This is a genomic window from Streptomyces sp. NBC_01508, assembly GCF_045040315.1.
GTDB lineage: Bacteria > Actinomycetota > Actinomycetes > Streptomycetales > Streptomycetaceae > Streptomyces.
In genome coordinates this window covers 2,613,800-2,633,277 of record NZ_CP109419.1, presented here as the reverse complement: position 1 = coordinate 2,633,277, position 19,478 = coordinate 2,613,800, and the positions used below count along the sequence as shown (strand labels likewise).

Annotated in this window: 18 protein-coding genes and 1 riboswitch; of the genes, 9 read left to right on the top strand and 9 right to left on the bottom strand. The window is 70.8% G+C overall.

The features are described from left to right. Positions 1-84: 84 nt before the first annotated feature. The 4 genes from OG700_RS11850 to OG700_RS11835 all read left to right on the top strand — a co-directional run bounded on the left by OG700_RS11850 (position 85) and on the right by OG700_RS11835 (position 4,272). Positions 85-1,371, top strand: a complete 1,287-nt coding sequence (locus OG700_RS11850) for an HD-GYP domain-containing protein (RefSeq protein WP_405612582.1) — start codon at positions 85-87, stop codon at positions 1,369-1,371. 104 nt (positions 1,372-1,475) lie between these two features. Further along, positions 1,476-2,480: a tetratricopeptide repeat protein gene (locus OG700_RS11845; RefSeq protein ID WP_405621617.1), complete on the top strand. Its 1,005-nt coding sequence runs from the start codon at positions 1,476-1,478 to the stop codon at positions 2,478-2,480. A gap of 133 nt (positions 2,481-2,613) precedes the next feature. Continuing rightward, entirely contained in the window at positions 2,614-3,327 is a 714-nt protein-coding gene (gene def / locus OG700_RS11840) for a peptide deformylase (RefSeq protein WP_405612580.1), read from the top strand. A gap of 207 nt (positions 3,328-3,534) precedes the next feature. Continuing rightward, a complete protein-coding gene (locus OG700_RS11835) occupies positions 3,535-4,272 on the top strand; it encodes a D-Ala-D-Ala carboxypeptidase family metallohydrolase (protein WP_405612578.1) in 738 nt (245 codons plus the stop codon). A 28-nt stretch (positions 4,273-4,300) separates the two neighbouring features. Here the strand turns inward: OG700_RS11835 and OG700_RS11830 are convergent, their stop codons facing one another. Both OG700_RS11830 and OG700_RS11825 read right to left on the bottom strand, forming a co-directional pair. Continuing rightward, entirely contained in the window at positions 4,301-5,263 is a 963-nt protein-coding gene (locus OG700_RS11830; RefSeq protein ID WP_405612576.1) for a GlxA family transcriptional regulator, read from the bottom strand. Positions 5,264-5,591: 328 nt separating this feature from the next. Next, the gene (locus tag OG700_RS11825; RefSeq protein WP_405612574.1) at positions 5,592-6,137 is read right to left on the bottom strand and encodes a GNAT family N-acetyltransferase; all 546 of its coding nucleotides are present in this window, start codon (positions 6,135-6,137) and stop codon (positions 5,592-5,594) included. An 80-nt stretch (positions 6,138-6,217) separates the two neighbouring features. Here OG700_RS11825 and OG700_RS11820 point away from each other — a divergent pair, with 80 nt between their 5' ends. Next, complete coding sequence (locus OG700_RS11820) at positions 6,218-7,180, top strand: phosphotransferase family protein (protein WP_405612572.1); 963 nt, start codon at positions 6,218-6,220, stop codon at positions 7,178-7,180. A 42-nt stretch (positions 7,181-7,222) separates the two neighbouring features. Here OG700_RS11820 and OG700_RS11815 read toward each other — a convergent pair whose 3' ends face one another. Next, a complete protein-coding gene (locus OG700_RS11815; protein ID WP_405621615.1) occupies positions 7,223-7,831 on the bottom strand; it encodes a TetR/AcrR family transcriptional regulator in 609 nt (202 codons plus the stop codon). A gap of 111 nt (positions 7,832-7,942) precedes the next feature. On the opposite strand from OG700_RS11815, the gene OG700_RS11810 reads away from it, so the two are divergent. Further along, on the top strand, positions 7,943-8,689 hold the full coding sequence (locus OG700_RS11810) for an SDR family NAD(P)-dependent oxidoreductase (protein WP_405612570.1): 747 nt from the start codon (positions 7,943-7,945) through the stop codon (positions 8,687-8,689). Between the two features lie 358 nt (positions 8,690-9,047). Continuing rightward, on the top strand, positions 9,048-9,317 hold the full coding sequence (locus OG700_RS11805) for a hypothetical protein (RefSeq protein ID WP_405612568.1): 270 nt from the start codon (positions 9,048-9,050) through the stop codon (positions 9,315-9,317). A gap of 173 nt (positions 9,318-9,490) precedes the next feature. On the opposite strand, the gene OG700_RS11800 is transcribed toward OG700_RS11805, so the two are convergent. The 3 genes from OG700_RS11800 to OG700_RS11790 all read right to left on the bottom strand — a co-directional run bounded on the left by OG700_RS11800 (position 9,491) and on the right by OG700_RS11790 (position 13,801). Next, complete coding sequence (locus OG700_RS11800) at positions 9,491-10,513, bottom strand: ribonucleotide-diphosphate reductase subunit beta (RefSeq protein ID WP_405612566.1); 1,023 nt, start codon at positions 10,511-10,513, stop codon at positions 9,491-9,493. Continuing rightward, complete coding sequence (locus OG700_RS11795) at positions 10,513-12,915, bottom strand: ribonucleoside-diphosphate reductase subunit alpha (RefSeq protein WP_405612564.1); 2,403 nt, start codon at positions 12,913-12,915, stop codon at positions 10,513-10,515. Before OG700_RS11795 ends, OG700_RS11800 begins: the two co-directional genes overlap by 1 nt. A gap of 148 nt (positions 12,916-13,063) precedes the next feature. Then, positions 13,064-13,196, bottom strand: a riboswitch (cobalamin riboswitch). 77 nt (positions 13,197-13,273) lie between these two features. Then, positions 13,274-13,801, bottom strand: a complete 528-nt coding sequence (locus OG700_RS11790; protein WP_405612562.1) for a GNAT family N-acetyltransferase — start codon at positions 13,799-13,801, stop codon at positions 13,274-13,276. A gap of 84 nt (positions 13,802-13,885) precedes the next feature. Here OG700_RS11790 and OG700_RS11785 point away from each other — a divergent pair, with 84 nt between their 5' ends. Then, positions 13,886-14,467, top strand: coding sequence for a Uma2 family endonuclease (locus tag OG700_RS11785; protein WP_405612560.1), 582 nt, complete (start codon positions 13,886-13,888; stop codon positions 14,465-14,467). Positions 14,468-14,544: 77 nt separating this feature from the next. On the opposite strand, the gene OG700_RS11780 is transcribed toward OG700_RS11785, so the two are convergent. Next, complete coding sequence (locus OG700_RS11780; RefSeq protein ID WP_405612558.1) at positions 14,545-14,751, bottom strand: YbdD/YjiX family protein; 207 nt, start codon at positions 14,749-14,751, stop codon at positions 14,545-14,547. After that, on the bottom strand, positions 14,748-16,934 hold the full coding sequence (locus tag OG700_RS11775; RefSeq protein WP_405612556.1) for a carbon starvation CstA family protein: 2,187 nt from the start codon (positions 16,932-16,934) through the stop codon (positions 14,748-14,750). Before OG700_RS11775 ends, OG700_RS11780 begins: the two co-directional genes overlap by 4 nt. A gap of 245 nt (positions 16,935-17,179) precedes the next feature. On the opposite strand from OG700_RS11775, the gene OG700_RS11770 reads away from it, so the two are divergent. Next, on the top strand, positions 17,180-18,118 hold the full coding sequence (locus OG700_RS11770) for an aldo/keto reductase (RefSeq protein WP_405612554.1): 939 nt from the start codon (positions 17,180-17,182) through the stop codon (positions 18,116-18,118). A gap of 91 nt (positions 18,119-18,209) precedes the next feature. Here OG700_RS11770 and OG700_RS11765 read toward each other — a convergent pair whose 3' ends face one another. Then, positions 18,210-19,349 (bottom strand): endonuclease/exonuclease/phosphatase family protein, encoded by a 1,140-nt coding sequence (locus OG700_RS11765; RefSeq protein WP_405612552.1) that lies wholly within the window; start codon positions 19,347-19,349, stop codon positions 18,210-18,212. Positions 19,350-19,478: the final 129 nt, after the last annotated feature.

Genomic DNA, 19,478 nt, shown 5'->3' with positions numbered 1-19,478 from the left:
CGCTCCCAGCGTCCCCGGCCCGGCCCCCGACCGCCCTCCCGCTCGCGGTGGCGCCGCACGCCCCCGCACCTCGGGCGGGCGCCCGTGAACGCCCCGTACGCCCCGCCGCCCCGCCCCTCCCGCGTCCTCCTCGCCGTCTACGGCGCCGCGCTCGTGCTCACCGGGCTCGGGCTCGTGGGGACCGTCTGGCGCGGGGTCGTCGAGCCCCGCAACGCCCTCGCCTTCGGCGTTCTCATCACCGTCGGCGAACTCGTCCGATGGGGTGCCCTCCCGGGCGAGCGCGAGCCCGCGCCCCTCGCCGCCGCCGGGGCCCTCGCCTACGCCCTGCTCGGTCAGAGCGCGGGCCGCCCGGCCGAGCACGGTGTCCTGCAGACCGTCGCCGTCGTCGTCGCGGCGGTCCTCGTCGGAGCCGTCCCGCATGTCGCCCGCGGCCACGGTCCGGCGCTCGACCACGTGGCACGCCGCGTGCTCACCGTCGGCTTCGCCGCCGTCTGCTTCCAACCGCTGGTGGCCTCCGGCGAGTTGGGCAGATGCGTCGGCGAGGGCCCGTACTACGCCCTTCTGCTCCTCCTCCTACTGATCCTGACCGCCCTGTGCGACGCGGTCCTCGCCGCGCTGATGCTGCGCGCCCGTACCCGCCATCCGTACGGCCCGCTCCTGCGTGACGAACTGCGCGCCCTGATCGGCATCGGATCGGCCGTCTGCGCGACCGGCGCGGTGATGGCGCTCGGCGTCGCCGTCGCCGGGCTGTGGGCGCTGCCCGTCCTCTGTGTGCCGCTGCTGCTGACGCAGCTGTCGTTCCGGCGGTACGCGGCGGTCCGTACGACCTACGGGCAGACCATCGCCTCGCTCGCCCGCGCCACCGAGATCGCCGGATACACCCGCCACGGCCACGCCCACCGGGTCGCCGAGCTGAGCCGCGCGGTCGGCCGCGAGCTGGGGCTCTCCGGGGCGGAGCTGACCGTCCTCGAATACGCGGCGCTGATGCACGACATCGGCCAGCTGTCGCTCGTCGACCCCGTACCTGCCGGCGCGACCGCCCTGCTGCCGGTCACCGAGCAGCGGCGGATCGCGCTGCTCGGCGGGGCCGTCGTACGCCGGACCGGGGTCCCGTCGGCGGTCGCCGTCGTCGTGGAGCGGCAGGCCGATCCGTACCGCGAACAGCCCCTGTCGGCCCGGATCGTCCGCGCCGTCAACGCGTACGACGATCTCGCCGGGGCGGGCGCGGGCGGCGGGGGAGGGGCGACGGGACCGCTCAGCGCCCTGGAGCGGCTGCGTCTGGGCACCGGCCACGACTACCAGCCCGAGGTGGTGGAATCCCTGGCGCGCGTCCTGTCACGTGGTGGTCTGACCCCTGGTCGGGCTGGGTAACCCATGGGTAAGGAGCGAGCGTCCGACCGGGCATGGTTGGATGCGAAGAGGAGTCCAAGAGGGTGTACGGGGGCACAGACCCGAGCGACCGGCAGGCGGGAATCGTGAAGATCTTCGGGAAGGTACGGCATCGGCCCTCCGCCTCGTGGCGGCAGGCCACCGACCGCGCGTTCACGCTGATCGGTGACGGACGGTACGAGGACGCGGGCGCGCTGCTCACTCGCGCGGCGGATCTGGAGCCCTGGCTCTCCGAGTCCTGGTTCAACCTGGCGCTGCTGCACAAGTTCCGGCACGACTGGGAGCAGGCGCGGGCCGCCGGGCTGCGGGCCGTCGCGCTGCTCGACAAGGAGGCCGGGGCACCCGACTGGTGGAACGTCGGGATCGCGGCCACCGCCCTCCAGGACTGGCCGCTGGCCCGGCGGGCCTGGCAGGCGTACGGCCTGAAGGTGCCCGGCAATCAGTACACGGCCGCCGCGACCGGTGAGCCGGTCGGCATGGAGCTGGGCAGCGCGGCCGTCCGGCTCTCGCCCGAGGGCGAGGCGGAGGTCGTCTGGGGCCGCCGGCTCGACCCGGCCAGGATCGAGATCCTGTCCATCCCGCTGCCGTCGTCGGGCCGCCGCTGGGGCGAGGTCGTCCTGCACGACGGCGTGCCGAACGGCGAGCGGACGACCGCCGCGGGGTCGAACGGCTCCGCGCGGGCCTTCCCGGTCTTCGACGAGATCGAGCTGTGGGCCCCGTCGCCCGTGCCGACCTGGGTGGTGCTGCTGGAAGCGGCGACCGAGTCCGACCGGGACGCCCTGGAGCGGCTGGCGGCCGACGCGGGCTTCGCCGCCGAGGACTGGTCGTCCTCCGTACGACTGCTCTGCCGGGCCTGCTCGGAGAGCCGGATGCCGAGTGCCGAGGGCGACGGCGAGCATCTGGACCCGCACGACCACAGCGAGCCGGGACATCCGGGGCCGCTCGGGCACCGCACGGAGGGCGAGCTGTGGGTGCCCGAGCGCGAGTGCGGGATAGCCGCGCCGCCCGGACTGGTCCGCGGGCTGCTCGACGGCTGGGTCGCCGACAGTCCGGACACGCGCGAGTGGCGGGACCTCGAAGAGGTCTGCTGACGGCCTCCCCCGGTAGGGGGTATCTCGGGCAGCGCGGCGGACGGCGCCCCTGCGGGCCGTAGGCTGTACGGGCACATCGCGCAGGCAGCGGTGTACAGGCAGCAGCGGGTACCGAGGAAGGCGTACTGCGGACATGGCGCAGCAGGAGACGGACCAGAAGACCGAGGGCGGGGCCTCCGGGGCGGAGCGGGGGGACGGGTTCGTCGCGGGCGGCGAGGGGACCGCGGGTGGCGAGGGGATCGTGGACGACGAGGGGTTCGTGGTCGACACGCGGGACGCGGAGGCGCGTGAGCTGGCGTACCGCGAGCGTGGCACGTCCCGGCCGGTGACCGTCGTCGGCAATCCGGTCCTGCACAAGGAGTGCGCGGATGTCACCGAGTTCGACGACACGCTCGCCTCGCTCGTGGACGACATGTTCGCGAGCCAGCGGACGGCGGAGGGCGTGGGCCTGGCCGCCAACCAGATCGGTGTGGACCTGAAGGTCTTCGTCTACGACTGCCCGGACGACGACGGCGTACGGCACGTGGGCGTCGTGTGCAACCCGGTGCTGGACGAACTGCCGCCCGAGGAGCGCAATCTGGAGGACGGCAACGAGGGCTGCCTGTCCGTCCCGACGGCGTACGCGGAGCTGGCGCGGCCCGACTACGCGGTGGTGCGGGGTCAGGACGTCCAGGGCAAGCCGATCAAGGTGCGCGGCACGGGCTACTTCGCGCGCTGCCTCCAGCACGAGACGGACCATCTGTACGGGTATCTGTACATCGACCGCCTCTCGAAGCGTGACCGCAAGGACGCGCTGCGACAGATGGAAGAGGGCACGCCGCGCTACGAGACCGTGCCGAACGCCTGAGTCCCGTCGCTTCGTGACCGTCTGTGGCCCCGTTCCGGATCTCCGGGAGCGGGGCCGCGTCCGTCGTCATTGGCTTCGGCAAGTGGCCCTGGTCGAGGACGGGTTGACGCGCGTCGACCCTTACGCCACTCTCTGGCGTACATCTTGGCCACACCCTGGCCGTACCTCTCGACTCGCCGTACCTCTCGACTCGAATCTGGAGACCCGATGCTCCGACGTACCGCACGACTCCTGCTCAGTCTTGTCATGACCCTGTCGTTTGCCTGGGCGGGTGCGGTGGTCACCGCCGGCACCGCGCAGGCCGACGGCTGCTACACCTGGTCCGGGACCCTCTCCCAGGGGTCCAGCGGCGCCGCCGTGACCCAGCTCCAGATCCGGGTGGCCGGCCACGCCGGCAACGGCGCCGTACTCGGCATCGACGGCGCCTACGGACCGGCGACCGCCGCCGCGGTCAAGCGCTTCCAGTCCGCCTACGGGCTGGCCGCCGACGGCGTCGCGGGCCCCGCCACCTTCAACAAGATCTACGAACTCCAGGACAACGACTGCACACCGATCCACTTCACCTACGCCGAACTCAACACCTGCAACTCCGACTGGTCGGGCGGCGCGGTGAGCGCGGCGACCGCCAAGTCCAACGCCCTGCGCACCATGTGGAAGCTGGAGGCGATGCGGCACGCGATGGGTGACCAGCCGCTCCGCGTCACCAGCGGATTCCGCTCGCATGCGTGCAACGCGGCGGTCGGCGGGGCCAGCGGCAGCCGCCACCTCTACGGTGACGCCGCCGACATCGGCGCCGGACCGCACACGCTGTGCGGCCTGGCCCAGAACGCCCGGAACCACGGCTTCAACGGGATCCTCGGCCCGGGTTACCCCGGACACAACGACCACGCGCACGTCGACCACCGCTCGGGCCGCTACTGGTCGGCGCCGACCTGCGGCATCTGACGCTCCGACGCTGTGTACGACCGGGGCCTCACGCGATGCGCGTGGGGCCCCTGAACGTGCGCCGGTAGACGTTCGGGGTCGTCCCGAGCGTACGCAGGAAGTGGTGCCGCAGCCCCGCCGCGTTCCCGAAGCCCGACCGGCCGGCGATCGCGTCCACCGTCTCGTCCGTCCCCTCCAGCAACTCCTGAGCCACCAGCACGCGTTGGCGCAGCAGCCAGCGGTACGGGGTGGTCCCCGTCTCCTGCTGGAAACGCCGCGCGAAGGTGCGGGGCGACATGCGGGCGCGCTCCGCGAGCTGTTCGACGGTCAGCTCCCGGTCCAGATGCCGCTCCATCCAGGCGAGCACCCCGCCCACCGTGTCGCACCGCGTGGGCAGCGGGCGCTCGATGAACTGCGCCTGCCCGCCGTCGCGGTGCGGCGGCACCACCATGCGGCGGGCGATCGTGTTGGCGACCTCGGGGCCGTGCTCCTGGCGTACGACATGGAGGCAGGCGTCGATGCCCGCGGCCGTACCGGCGGAGGTGACCACCGGGCCGTCCTCGACGTACAGCACGTCGGGTTGTACGTCGGCCAGCGGGTACGCCTCCGCGAGACTGGCCGAGTGCATCCAGTGGGTGGCGCAGCGGCGTCCGTCGAGCAGCCCGGCGGCGCCGAGGACGAACACGCCCGAGCAGACGCTGAGTACCCGCGCGCCCCGGTCCACGGCCCGGCGCAGCGCGTCCAGCAGCTCCGGCGGGTACTCCCGGACGATGTACGCGTCCCCGGCCGGCAGGCATATCAGATCGGCCTCCTCCAGCCGTTCCGGACCGTGCAGGTCGGAGATGGTGAATCCGGCGTGCGTACGCAGGACGGAGCCCTCGGCCGAGACCACGGCGAAGTCGTAGACGGGCAGGCCCTGCGCGCTGCGGTCGAGGCCGAACACCTCGCACAGCACGCCGAGTTCGAAGGGATGTGCTCCGTCGAGAAGGGCGACCGCCACGTTTTTCAGCATGGCAGCAGTGTGGCAGTAATTCGATGGTTCATGACAGTCCTGCCACTGCCCTGTGTTCTGCGGAACGACGACAGTAGAGACATGAACGCAATCAGCGAATACCTCGTCGTACTGGCTCTTTTCGTGCTTCTCGCTCTTCCCGGACTCATCGGTCACCTCAAGGACCGCGCCATCGACCGCCAGTTGCGGCACGCGGAGCGCCCGGACGCACCGCGGGAACCGCTCGCCGACCGGGCACCGACCTATGCGCGAATGCAGTTCACCATCCAACGCGGGCCGCCACGCCCCGGTCACGGACCGCGACCCGTACAAGTCGTGCCTGTACGAGTCAGCCCGCCGCCCACTCCTCGCGGCGCAGCTCCCAGGTTCGCAGCCGCACGCTCCGGCCGTCGCTCTCGCGGACGACCGGCGGTTCGTCGGTGAGTTGGAAGCCCGTCCCGCGTGCCACCGCCTCGCTCGCCGCGTTGGCCGGTTCTATCCGGAGTACCGCGCGCCGGGCCGCCGGGTCGCGGAAGGCGTGGGTGAGCATCAGGCGTACGGCTCGGGCGGCCAGGCCCTGGCGGCGGTACGGGGCGGCGATGCCGTAGGCGAGTTCGACCTCGGAGCCGTCCTCCGCCGCCGCGAACAGCAGCACTTCGCCCATGGGCGTGTGCCCGTCCGTGGTGATGGCGAGTTGGAGCGCGCGGCCCGTCGCCCGGCGTTCGTGGGCGCGGGCGACGTACTCGCGGGCCGCGGGCTCGTCGAACGGCGTCCGGAGCGGCGTCCAGCGGGCCATCTCGGGCTCGTCGAAGAGCGCGGACAGGGCGGGGACGTCCGCCTCGGTCCACTCGCGCAGTTGAAGGCCATCGCCGGCGGGCATCGGGTGGTGAGTCATGGGGCAATGCTGCCGCGGTCGCGACGCCTTCCGTCGAAAGGCCTTTGCGCGTGCTGTCGTCCGGATGGTGGGGTGGCACGGTGACCAATCACGATGAGGCGCCAATTGTCCGGCCGTTGACGCTGGCCTGGGTGAGCCGGCACCTGGAGGCCGGCGAGCGGATCGTCGGAACCGAGGCGCTGCACGGCGGTATTACCGCCGAGATGCGGCGGCTGACCATCGGCACGCGGGACGGAGGCGTCCGTGACCTGGTGCTGCGGACCTTCGTGAACCCGTTGTTCGTGGAGCAGGCCGAGGATCTGCTGAACACGGAGGCGGGCGTCCTGCCCTTGCTCGCGGGGGCGGGCGTGGCGGCTCCTGGACTGGTCGCGGTCGATCCGACCGCCGCGCACTGCGAGTATCCGTCGCTCCTCATGACACATCTGGCGGGCCGGACGGTCCTCGACGACGGGGGATTGGAGGCGCGCGTCCCTCTGCTGGCCCGTCAACTGGTGGCGATCCACGCGTTGCGACCCGCCGGGCGGCCTCGCGAGTACGTGGCGTTGACGACCGCCGACACCGTCGTCACTCCGAAGGGCGCCGACGTGGTGGCCTGGGCCGCGGCGATCGACATGATCCGCAAGCCGGCGCCGCCCTACGAGGGGCGGTTCCTGCACCGGGACTTCCACCCCGGCAACGTGCTGTTCGACGTGCCGCCCCCAGGCCCGGCAGGTCCCCGGATCACCGGGGTCGTCGACTGGGTGCAGACCTCCTGGGGACCGGCGGACCTCGATGTGGCGCACTGCTCCACCAATCTCGTGCTGCTGCACGGCCCGGCGTGGGGCCGGCGGTTCGCCGAGGCGTACGAGGAGGCCGGCGGGGTGCTGGCCGCGACCGCGAGCGAGCGGCTGTACTGGCGGGTGCGGGACGCGCTGGCGTTCTCGGAAGAAGTGCGGTTGGTGGCGCGGCCATGGCGGGAGGCGGGGAGGACGGAGCTGACGACGCGGGCCGTGGAGGAGCGGCTGGACGCCTACGTCACCGCCCTGATGGACGCGCGGGGCTGAGCCAAGGCGCCCCGGCTCGGCCGCCCGGCTGGTCCGGGGACGTCAAGTGGGTGGCCAGCTCTGCATGGCCATGTCGGCGACCAGTTGGAGGTCGTCGCGGGTGGCCCCGCCGGCGGCCTGGACGGCGATGCCGTTGGCCACGGTCATGACGTAGCGGGCGAGTAGCTGGGGGTCGGCGCCGGGGGGCAGGTCGCCTTCGTCGGCGGCTTGTCGGAACCGGTCGCGGAGTACCGCGATGTGCTCTTCACGCCAGGCGGTGAGCATGTCGCGGGCGCTGCTTCCCGGTTCGCCGGCGGCGAGGGATCCCTGGACGCCGAGGCACCCGGCGGGGGAGCCGGGGCGGGTGGTGGCGCGGACCGAGCCGTTGAGGATCGCGGCGGCCACCTGCCGGGCGGTCGGCTCCCGAAGGGCTCGGGCTCCGTAGGAGGCGGGGCCTTCCCCGTAGCGTTCCAGGGACTTGCGGAACAGTTCCTGCTTGTTGCCGAAAGCCGCGTACATGCTGGTGCGGGTGATGCCCATGGCGCTGGTCAGGTCGGTGAGGCTGGCGCCTTCGTAGCCCTGTTCCCAGAAGACCCGCATGGCCTGTTCGAGGGCCGCGTCGGCGTCGAAGCCCCGCGGCCGGCCGATCGGCGCCTTGTGTCCCGTCTCCATGCGATCGATCTCCATGCGATCGATCGTACCTCTTCTGTACCGATCGGTTCGTAAGGTGCTACGGTCTTAATTCAGTATCGATCGGTACCGAACTTGTTGGAGGTCATGATCATGGGACAGTTCGAGGGCAGGACCGCCGTCGTCACCGGCGGCGGCACCGGGATCGGCCTGGCCACCGCCGTACGGCTGGCGGCCGAGGGCGCGCACGTGTTCATTACCGGCCGGCGCGAGAGCGTGCTGGACGCGGCCGTCGAGACCATCGGCCCGGCGGCGGCCACGGCAGTGGTGGGCGACATCTCCGACCTGGCCGACCTGGACCGGCTCTACGACACGGTCCGCGCCCGGGGCCGGGGCCTGGACGTGCTGTTCGCCAACGCCGCCGCCGCGTCGTTCGCGACGCTGGAGCAGGTCACCGAGGAGCACTTCGACGAGACCTTCGGCGTCAACGTCCGGGGCACCCTGTTCACCGTGCAGAAGGCGCTGCCGCTGCTCAACGAGGGCGCGTCGGTGATCCTGAACTCCTCGGTGCGCGCCGATGACGGTGTCGCGGCGTTCGGCACGTACGCGGCCTCCAAGGCGGCGATACGCTCCTTCGCCCGGACCTGGGCCAACGAGCTGAAGGGCCGCGGAATCCGGGTCAACGCGATCTCCCCGGGCACCATCGACACGCCCGGGCTCGACGTCCTGGCCGCCGGAGGCGCACCCCACTCCAAGTCCCAGTTCGCGGCGAATGTCCCACTGGGCCGGATCGGAGACCCGGCCGACGTCGCCGACGTGGTGGCCTTCCTCGCATCCGAACAGAGCCGCTTCATCCTCGGAGCCAACCTGTACGTCGACGGCGGCGAGAACCAGATCTGACCCCCGGGCGGCATCCCGCAGCGCGACAAGGCGGGTTCTGCCACGGCGAGATGACGGACGGACATCGCACGTCATCGCCATCCGAGTGCACAACCCGATCCGGGAACGACTGAAAGGCCATCATGTCCGGCACCGACCTGCGCGAGTTCTTCCAGCGCTACATCGACGCGCTCAACACACATGAGTTTCAGCGCATACCGAGTTCATTCAGGACGAGCTCGTCATGAACGGCCGGCCGGGCGCGCGGGCAGGCGCTCGGCCAGCTCGCCGGGACGCTGCCTCGGTCGCGGGGCGGGGCCGGGTGTCAGACCCGGCGGGTAGCGTGCCGAGCACGTCAGATCGTGCTTGGAGGGCCGCCGTGTCGTACTCACCCGTTCCTGAGCTGAACCTCCTCAAGGAGTTCGAGGACGGCCTCGACGGCTACTACTCCGGTGGCTTCTTCCTGGACCGCTACGGAGAGAACGAGTTCCTGGGCGATCCGGAACTCGTCGCGCGCTTCATCCCGTTCGCCCGTCCAAGTACGGCCGGGCCATCCACAACGCCGATCCACCGCCTTGCGATCGCACGCGCCGGACGCCGTCGGCCCCGCCCTTCGGGCGGACGGCGCCACTTTCGCGACACGCCCTAGGGCATGTTGCGAAAGTCCCGCCTGGCCGACGACGCCTGGCACGCGCACTCGCCGCGTTGTCGGAATCATCCAAGTACGTCCAGTACGAGAACGATCCTCCGCCTTGCGATCGCACGCGCCGGACGCCGTCGGCCCCGCCCTTCGGGCGGACGGCGCTACTTTCGCAACACGCCCTAGAAGTCGTCGTCGAAGCCGACCGTTCCCTCCACCGCCACCTGGTACGCCGACGGGCGGCGCTCGAAGAAGTTCGTCAGTTCCTGGACGCCCTGCAGTTCCATGAACGAGAACGGGTTCTCGGAGCCGTACACCGGCGCGAAGCCCAGGCGCTGGAGGCGCTGGTCCGCGACGCACTGGAGGTATTCGCGCATCGACTCGGTGTTCATGCCCGGCAGGCCCTCGCCGCACAGGTCGCGGCCGAATTGCAGCTCCGCCTCGACCGCCTCCCTCAGCATGTCGGTGACCTGCTGCTGGAGTTCGTCGTCGAAGAGGTCCGGCTCCTCCTTACGGACGGTGTCCACGACCTCGAAGGCGAAGTTCATGTGCATCGTCTCGTCGCGGAACACCCAGTTGGTGCCGGTGGCCAGACCGTGCAGCAGGCCGCGCGAGCGGAACCAGTAGACGTACGCGAACGCTCCGTAGAAGAACAGGCCCTCGATGCAGGCCGCGAAGCAGATCAGGTTCAGCAGGAAGCGGCGGCGGTCCGAGCGTGACTCCAGGCGGTCGATCTTCTCGACAGAGTCCATCCACTTGAAGCAGAACTGCGCCTTCTCGCGGATCGACGGGATCTCCTCGACCGCGTCGAACGCCGCCGCGCGGTCCGCCGGGTCCGGGAGGTAGGTGTCGAGCAGCGTCAAGTAGAACTGGACGTGCACGGCCTCCTCGAAGAGCTGGCGGGAGAGGTAGAGGCGCGCCTCGGGGGAGTTGATGTGCTTGTAGAGCGTCAGCACCAGGTTGTTCGAGACGATCGAGTCGCCCGTCGCGAAGAACGCGACCAGCCGGCCGATCATGTGCTGTTCGCCGGGCGAGAGTTTGGCGAGGTCGGTGACGTCGGAGTGGAGGTCGACCTCCTCCACGGTCCAGGTGTTCTTGATGGCGTCGCGGTAGCGCTCGTAGAAGTCCGGGTAGCGCATGGGGCGCAGGGTCAGTTCGAAGCCCGGGTCGAGCAGGTTCTTTTCAACGGCGGCGGTGGAACTCATTACTGGCAGGCCTCGCAGGACTCGGGGTTTTCCAGGGAACAGGCGATCGCGTCGGCGTCGGTGTCGGCGCCCGGCGTCGTCTGAAGCGGTACGACCGGGGCCACCGGCTGCGACTTCGCCGCGCGGGCGATCCGCGTCGCCGGGCGCGAGCGCAGGTAGTACGTGGTCTTCAGGCCCTTCTTCCAGGCGTACGCGTACATCGAGCTGAGCTTCCCGATGGTCGGCGTCTGAAGGAACAGGTTCAGCGACTGGCTCTGGTCGAGGAACGGGGTGCGCGCCGCCGCCATGTCGATCAGGCCGCGCTGCGGGATCTCCCACGCGGTGCGGTACAGCTCGCGCACCTCGGCCGGGATCCAACCGAAGCCCGCCACCGAGCCGTTGGACTCGCGCAGCGCCTCGCGGGACTGCGCGTCCCACACGCCCAGCTTCTTCAGCTCCGCCACCAGATAGGCGTTGACCTGAAGGAACTCACCGGACAGCGTCTCGCGCTTGAAGAGGTTGGAGACCTGCGGCTCGATGCACTCGTACACCCCGGCGATCGACGCGATGGTGGCCGTCGGCGCGATGGCGAGGAGCAGCGAGTTGCGCATGCCGGTCTTCGCGACGCGGGCGCGCAACGCGTCCCACCGCTCGGGCCAGTTGAGCGTCACGTCGTAGTGGTCCGGGTGCAGCACGCCCCGCGCGGCGCGGGTCTGCGACCAGGCCGGCAGCGGGCCGTCGCGCTCGGCGAGGTCGCAGGACGCCTCGTACGCGGCGAGCATGATCCGCTCGGCGATCCGGGTGGAGAGCGCGGTGGCCTCGGCGGAGTCGAAGGGCAGCCCCTTCTTGAAGAAGACGTCCTGGAGGCCCATCATCCCCAGGCCCACCGGGCGCCACTTGGCGTTGGAGCGGCCGGCCTGCTCGGTCGGGTAGAAGTTGATGTCCACGACCCGGTCGAGGAAGGTCACGGCGGTGCGGACGCTGTCGTCCAGCCGTTCCCAGTCCAGCTCGCCCGTGTCCGTCACGAACGCGCCGATGTTGATCGAGCCGAGGTTGCAGACGGCCGTCTCGCCGTCGTCCGTGACCTCCAGGATCTCGGTGCAGAGGTTCGAGGAGTGCACGACGCTGCCGGGCTCGGCGGTCTGGTTCGCCGTACGGTTCGACGCGTCCTTGAAGGTCATCCAGCCGTTGCCGGTCTGCGCGAGGGTGCGCATCATGCGGCCGTACAGCTCGCGCGCCGGGATGGTCCTGCGGGCCTTGCCCGCCGCCTCGGCCGCGCGGTACGCAGTGTCGAAGCCGTCGCCCCACAGATCGACCAGCTCGGGCACGTCGGAGGGGGAGAACAGCGACCAGTCGCCGTCCGTGTCGACCCGGCGCATGAACTCGTCGGGGATCCAGTGCGCGAGGTTGAGATTGTGCGTACGGCGCGCCTCCTCGCCCGTGTTGTCGCGCAGCTCCAGGAACTCCTCGATGTCCGCGTGCCAGGTCTCCAGGTAGACGCAGGCCGCGCCCTTGCGCCGGCCGCCCTGGTTGACGGCGGCGACCGAGGAGTCCAGCGTCCGCAGGAACGGCACGATGCCGTTGGAGTGCCCGTTCGTGCCGCGGATCAGTGAACCGCGGGCGCGGATACGGGAGTACGAGAGGCCGATCCCGCCCGCGTGCTTTGACAGGCGGGCCACCTGGTGGTAGCGGTCGTAGATGGAGTCCAGCTCGTCCAGCGGGGAGTCCAGCAGATAGCAGGACGACATCTGGGGGTGCCGGGTGCCGGAGTTGAAGAGCGTGGGGGAGGAGGGGAGGTAGTCGAGCCGGCTCATCAGGCCGTACAGCGCGGCGACTTCGTCCACGGCGGCCGGGGAGTCGTCCTTGGCCAGCCCGGACGCGACGCGCAGCATGAAGTACTGCGGCGTCTCGATGACATCGCGGGTGATCGGGTGCCGGAGCAGATAGCGGCTGAAGAGCGTGCGCAGACCGAAGTAGCCGAAGCGGTCGTCGGCTGCGGGGTCGATCAGCGCGTCGAGGCGGGCGGCGTGGCGGGTGACGAACGCGGCCGTACGGTCGGCGATCAGGCCCTCCGCGTGGCCCACGGCGACCGACGAGGAGAACGAGACGGCGCCCTGGCCGGCGGCCTCGTCCGCGATGGTGCGGGTGAGCAGGCGGGCGGCGAGACGGGAGTACGCGGGGTCCTCCGAGATGAGCCCGGCGGCGGCCTCGGTGGCGAGTTCACGCAACTCGGCCTCGTCGGAGGCGGCGTTACGGCCACGCAGCGCGGCGGCGGCGACCCGGCCGGGGTCGGTGTCGGCCAGGTCGGCGGTGAGGTCCATGAGGACCCGCAGCAGGGCCGTACCGGGTCCGTCGGCCGCGACGGCCGTACCCCGTTCCCGCTCGGAGATCGCTGAAGCCGGATCGGCTGGCGCGATGGTCACGTGGTGCTCTCCCTCGCTCGGCTCTGGGCCACGGAGGGAGGGGCACGGCAGCGCACGCCCGCGTACGCCGCCCCGGAAACGGGCAGCGCGCGGTGCGGCGTCCACCGGCCCAACCGCGAGGCCCGGACGTCTCGGCACCCGGATCGGTCGAACCGGGTGCGCCGTCGGCAGGTGCTCGGACTCGCGGGGCGCGCAAAGCGCACCACAGCACACCGTTGCGGGACAGTTCCGGATTTCCACCGGATTCTCCTGCGGCGACAGCAGACTTGAGCATACATGTGGGGTCGGTTGGGAGAAGCACCCCCCACATGTTGTGTCGTGGGTGTTTCGCCTTGCCCTGAAACGGCCCCGAAACGCCTTAGATTTCCAGGCTGTACGTGAGCAGGGGCGAGAGAGCGGGAACCGGCGACCAGTCCCGCTCCGGGGTCCGTACGAAGTCCAGCCGCTCGTAGATCCGGTGGGCGCCCAGCATTGTCTCGTGGGTGGACAGACACACCCGCACGCACCCCTCGGTGCCCCGCGCCCGGTCCACGCACGCCCGCACCAACGCCTCGCCGACACCGCGCCCCCGGGCGGATGACGCGACCGCCAGCATGCGGAACTCGGCCTCCCCCTCCCTGGCGATGTTGGCCCACGCGGACCCGCCGGAGGCGTGGGCGACCCCACCGAGGACCACCCCGTCCGCGTCGACGGCCACGAGCACGTCGGACCCGGCGGCCCGCCCCGCGACGTCGCGCAGGGTCTCCAGATAGGGATCGTCCGCCCCGAAGTCCAGCAGCCCGTCGTCCAGATAGGCCCGCGCGGTGATCTCCCCGAGCGCCGCGTACTCGGCGGGCTCGGCCGCTCTGATCGTGAAGTCGGCCGCCGGCCGTATCGCCTGGTTCATCACAGCAGTGTGCGACACGGCGACGGCGGCGCGTTGTCCGAGGGGGTCGCTACCGTTGTGGGCGACGTGAGGGGGTCCAGCGGCGTGGCTACTACCGACCGGCTCCATGTGGAGACCCACGACTTCGACGAGTTGTACCGGATTCTGAGCCGCACGGCCGAACGTGCCCCCCTGGAACTGATCGACGGGAAAGTGCACGGCAAGGCGGGCCCGGACGGCACGCACGGATGCATCATGCAGTGGCTTGTACGCTGCTGTTTGCGGTCGAGACCGGAGCTGTGGCTCTATCCAGTCCAAGGGCTGAGAGTCCAGCGACATCTCCTGGGCCGCGCCCGGCCGGACGGTGCTCTCGCTCCGAGCGGTGCCTTCGCGGGCCAGGGCGAGTGGGTCGACCCCGGCCCCGTCCTGATGGCCGTCGAGGTCACCTCGTACGACTCCGACACCGACGCACGCGACCGGGTGGAGAAGCCCCGTTCCTACGCCGAGACCGGTGTCCCCGTCTATCCGCTGATCGACCGCGACTCCTGCGAGGTGACCGTCTACAGCGAGCCGGATGGTGTGCGCTACGAGAGCGCCCGCACCGTGCCGTTCGGCAAGAGCGTCGTCCTGCCCGACCCCGTGGGCATCACGCTGGAGACCGAGCAGCTGAAGGACTGGGTGCACTGACACCCGCTCGCGCACGGCGAAGGGCCGTCGTACCCCCATCGGGATACGACGGCCCTTCGCCGTACTGGCACGGCCGCTCAGCAGCAGCGGAACCCTTCCCTCGGGTCCGCCTCACGCGCGTCCATCCGGGCGCGTTCGAAGGCGCGGCGCGTCACGGGCTCCGCCGTCGGGTCGCAGGCACGGGTGTGGGCCACGTAGTGGTCGTACGCCGACTCACCCGTCAACTCCCGCACGTACCAACGGATCCGGCCCACGGCGTGGCGCACCTTCGCCGCCGGGGTCATGACGGACCCGCCCCGGTGGACGCCTTCGCCGCCGCCAGTTCCGCCTTCTCCTCCTTCGTCGGGATCAGGCCCGCCGGCGCGACCAGTTCCGACTTCACGTACGGCGTCTCCGACAGTTTCACGCTCTCCGGGTGGCGGATCGCCTTGTAGCAGACGCGTGCCGCGTCGGCGATGACCACGATGATCAGGAACGCGAAGAGCGCCGAAAGGACGCCGTCCACCGTCGAGTTGGTGACGACCGTGTGCATGTCGTCCATCGTCTTCGCGGGCGGGATCACCTCGCCCTTGTCGATACCCGCCTGGTAGACGTCGCGTTGGGTGAAGAAGCCGACCTTCGGGTCGTCGGAGAAGATCTTCTGCCAGCTCGCGGTGAGTGTGACCGCCGCGTCCCAGGCGAGGGGAACGCCCGTCACCCAGGCCCATTTGAGCCGCCCGGATTTCACCAGCAGCGTCGTACAGACCGCGAGGGCCACCGCCGCCAGGAGCTGGTTCGCGATGCCGAACAGCGGGAAGAGCTGGTTGATGCCGCCCAGCGGGTCGTGCACGCCGACCCAGAGGAAGTAGCCCCACGCGCCGACGACCACGGCGCTGGCGAACCAGACGCCGGGCTTCCAACTGACCTGGCGCATCGGCTTGTACACGTTGCCGAGCATGTCCTGGAGCATGAAGCGGCCGACGCGCGTTCCCGCGTCCACCGTCGTCAGGATGAACAGCGCCTCGAACATGATCGCGAAGTGGTACCAGAACGCCTTCATCCCCGTGCCGCCGATCACCGACGAGAAGATGTCCGACATCCCGAGCGCGAAGGTCGGCGCGCCGCCCGTACGGGAGAGCAGGCTCGCCTCCTCGACGTCCTTGGCCGCCTGGGCGAGCTGGTCGGGCGAGATCGTGAAGCCGAGGTTCGCGACCGCCTCGGAGGCGGACTCGACCGTGCCGCCGATCACGCCGGCGGGGGAGTTGACCGCGAAGTACAGGCCCGGGTCGATGATGCACGCCGTGATCATCGCCATGATCGCGACGAACGACTCGGTGAGCATCGCGCCGTACCCGATCATCCGGATCTGGGTTTCCTTCTGCACCATCTTGGGCGTGGTGCCCGACGCGACCAGTGAGTGGAAACCGGACAGCGCGCCGCACGCGATGGTGATGAAGACGAACGGGAACATCGAACCGGCGAAGACCGGACCGTCACCGCGGCTCGCGAACTCGGTGATCGCGTCCATCTTCATCGTCGGCATCGCGACGACCACCCCGACCGCCAGCAGCGCGATCGTGCCGACCTTCATGAAGGTCGACAGGTAGTCGCGCGGCGCCAGCAGCATCCAGACCGGCAGTACGGAGGCGAGGAAGCCGTACACGATCATCCAGATGACCAGCGTGCCGGCCTCCAGCGTGAACGTGTCGGCGAGCGAGGACTCCGCGACCCAGCCGCCGGCCACGATCGCGAGCAGCAGCAGCGCCACGCCGATGAGCGAGACCTCGCTGACCTTGCCCGGCCGCATCACCCGCAAGTACACGCCCATGAAGAGCGCGATCGGGATGGTCATCGCGATGGAGAAGACACCCCACGGCGAGTCGGCGAGGGCGTTGACGATGACCAGTGCCAGCACCGCCAGCAGGATGATCATGATGAGGAAGACCGCGATCAGCGCGGCGGCGCCGCCGAACGGGCCTATCTCGTCGCGGGCGATCTGGCCGAGCGAACGGCCGTCCCTGCGTGTGGAGAAGAAGAGCGTGACCATGTCCTGGACCGCGCCCGCGAAGATGACGCCCGCGACGATCCAGATGGTGCCCGGCAGATAGCCCATCTGCGCGGCCAGCACCGGCCCGACGAGCGGTCCCGCGCCCGCGACGGCCGCGAAGTGGTGCCCGAAGAGCACGCGCCGGTCGGTGGGGTGGAAGTCGACACCGTTGTCGAGCCGTTCGGCGGGGGTGGCCCGCGTCTTGTCGACCTTCAGTACCCGCCGGGCGATGAATCTGGAGTAGAAGCGGTAGGCGATCGCGTACGAACCGAGTGCCGCCGCCAGCATCCAGGCGGCGGAGATCTCCTCACCGCGCGACAGCGCGAGGACACCCCAGGCGACCGCGCCCACCAGGGCGACGAGCGCCCAGACGACGATCGATCTGGGGGTGAGGCGTCCGGCGGAACCCCGCGCGGTTGTCGATGGTGCCGGCTCTGGCATGGCGAGTCGTCCCCTTCACTGGTCACCTGCTGAAAGACGCAGGGATCACCTGCTCAATAGCTCAATGCGCAGGAAATCTAGGGGACTGCCAGGGGTGCGTCACCCCCTGATCCACATTTTGGTCCGGGAAAAAACTCCGCGAATGGTCCGGACCTGTTTGCGGTCACCCGGCGACGCGGGCAACACCCCCTGCCTACTATCGAATTACCGACCGCGACCAGCGTTTTCCCAGGAGGAACCACCCCATGACGGCACGACACCGCACCATCGCGCTCGGCACGCTGGGCTTCGGTACCAACGTCGACGAGGCCACCTCCTTCGCCGCGCTCGACCGGTTCGCGGAGGCCGGCGGTACGGTGCTCGACACCGCGAACAACTACGCGTTCTGGGTCGAGGGCGGCACCGGCGACGAGAGCGAAGCGGTCCTCGGCCGCTGGCTGGCGGCCCGCGGCAACCGCTCCGAGATGGTCCTCAGCACCAAGGTGGGCGGACGGCCCGCCGCGCCCGGCACGGGCCTTGAGAACGCCGAGGGGCTCTCCGAGAAGGCCATCAGGTCCGCCGTCGAGGACAGCCTGCGCAGGCTGGGCACCGACCACATCGACGTGTACTGGACCCACTTGGAGGATCGTTCGGTACCGCTGTCCGAGACCGTCGAAACCCTCGCCGACCTGGTGACCTCGGGCAAGGCCGGCGAGCTGGGCGTCAGCAACCACGCGGTGTGGCGGGCGGACCGGGCCAGGGTGCTGGCCGGTGACGGACCCGCGTACACCCACTTCCAGTACCGCTACTCCTACCTCCAGCCCCGCTTCGACCTCGCGCTGCCCTCGTCGGCGCACGTGCATGTCACGGGCGAACTGCTCGACTACGTCCGCACCGTGCCGGACCTGCGGCTGTGGGCCTACAGCCCGCTGCTGGCGGGCGGTTACACGCGCGAGGACGTGGAGATCCCGGCCGCGTACGACCACCCGGGCACGGCCCCGCGGCTGGCGGCGCTGCGCGCGGTCGCCGAGGAGACCGGGGCGACGGTCAACCAGGTCGTGCTCGCCTGGCTGCTGGACGGCAGCCCGGAGATCCTGCCGATCGTGGGCGTCAGTTCGGTCGCGCAGGTGGAGGAGGCGATGGGGGCCCTGGAGGTCACCCTCGACGAGACGCAGCGGCGCCGCCTGGACGATGCGGGCGTCTGACGGACGCGCCCGCCGATGCCGGGGCGGGTGGCCGAGAGCGCACGCCCGCCCGTCACCGGCTCGCCGCCCGTCACCGGCTCTCCGCCCGCCGTTACGGTGCCAGGGACACCAGCAGATCCTGGCCGCGGTGGTCGGAGAGCCCGGCCGGGTCGGTGAACGCGTACCGGTGCACCCGCAGCCCGTCGTCCGTGAAGGTCCAGTCCAGCCGCCAGAGACCGAGGCCCGCGGTGTTCCATGTGCCGGGCAGGAGATCGCCGGAGGCCGGCAGCGCGTCGCGGAAGGTGTCCCGCAGGCCCCCGATGTCGCGCATCGACGGGGTGGTGTTGAAGTCGCCCGAGATCAGCACGGGATGGGTGTTGGCCGCCGCGTCCTTCTCCAACGCCGCGAAGTGGGCGCGCCGTTGGGCGTCCCGCTCCCGGACCGTGCGGTAGAAGCCGCCGCTCAGCGGGGAGCGTTCGATGTCGAGCTGCACCGGGACGTGCGCGTTGTAGAACGACACCACACGGCCCCGTACGTCCACATCGGTCCGCAGCACCTTGTCGCGGGCGAAGACCTCCCGCCAGGGGCCGCCGGAGCCGGGCGCCCGGCTCGGCCCGACCGGGGGAGTGGCGACGACCGGGAAGCGGGAGAGGGTGACCAGCTCGCCCAGCACCTCGACCTCGTAACCGGGGAACTCCGCCCGGATACGGGCCAGTTCGTCGATCTCCTGGGGGCCGTCGTCCTCCCAGGCGAGATATTCCTGGAGCAGGTAGACGTCGGCGTCCTTGGCCTTGAGGTAGCGGTAGAACTCCCCGGGGTCGTCGGAGGAGTCCCAGTACAGGGTGTTCCAGGAGAACACCTTCAGCGTGTCGCCCCGTGCGGACACCGGCCCGCCGCCCGGCGTCAGCGCCGACCAGTTCACGCCCGCCCGGGGCGCGCCGAGCACCAGCAGCAGGACGAGGGCGGCCGTCAGCCACCGCCGTACCGGCACGGCCCACCAGGTGAGCGGCAGCAGCACGGCCGGTACGAGGAGGAAGAACGGCGGCGGCGCCAGGTCCGGCAGCAGCCACAGCCACCAGCGCCCGCTCAGCGCGTATCCGAGCACGGTGAACAGCGCCCACAGCGCCGTCGCCGCCACCAGCGCGCGGGTGCGCAGGGGCCACCGCCCGGCCGGCGGCGGTGCGCCGCGTGCGGCGGCGGAGGCGTCCGAGGCGTCCTGGCCGGCCGTGGGGTCGTCGGTGACCGCCGTCATCCGGGCAGGCCGGGAGCCGGGGCGCACAGCTGTCTGGTGATCACGCGCACGAACGCTAGCAGAGCGTCAACTCCCCACCCGGCGGCCTCGATCGGCGCCTGCGACCGGCCGAGCCGGCCGTCCGAACCG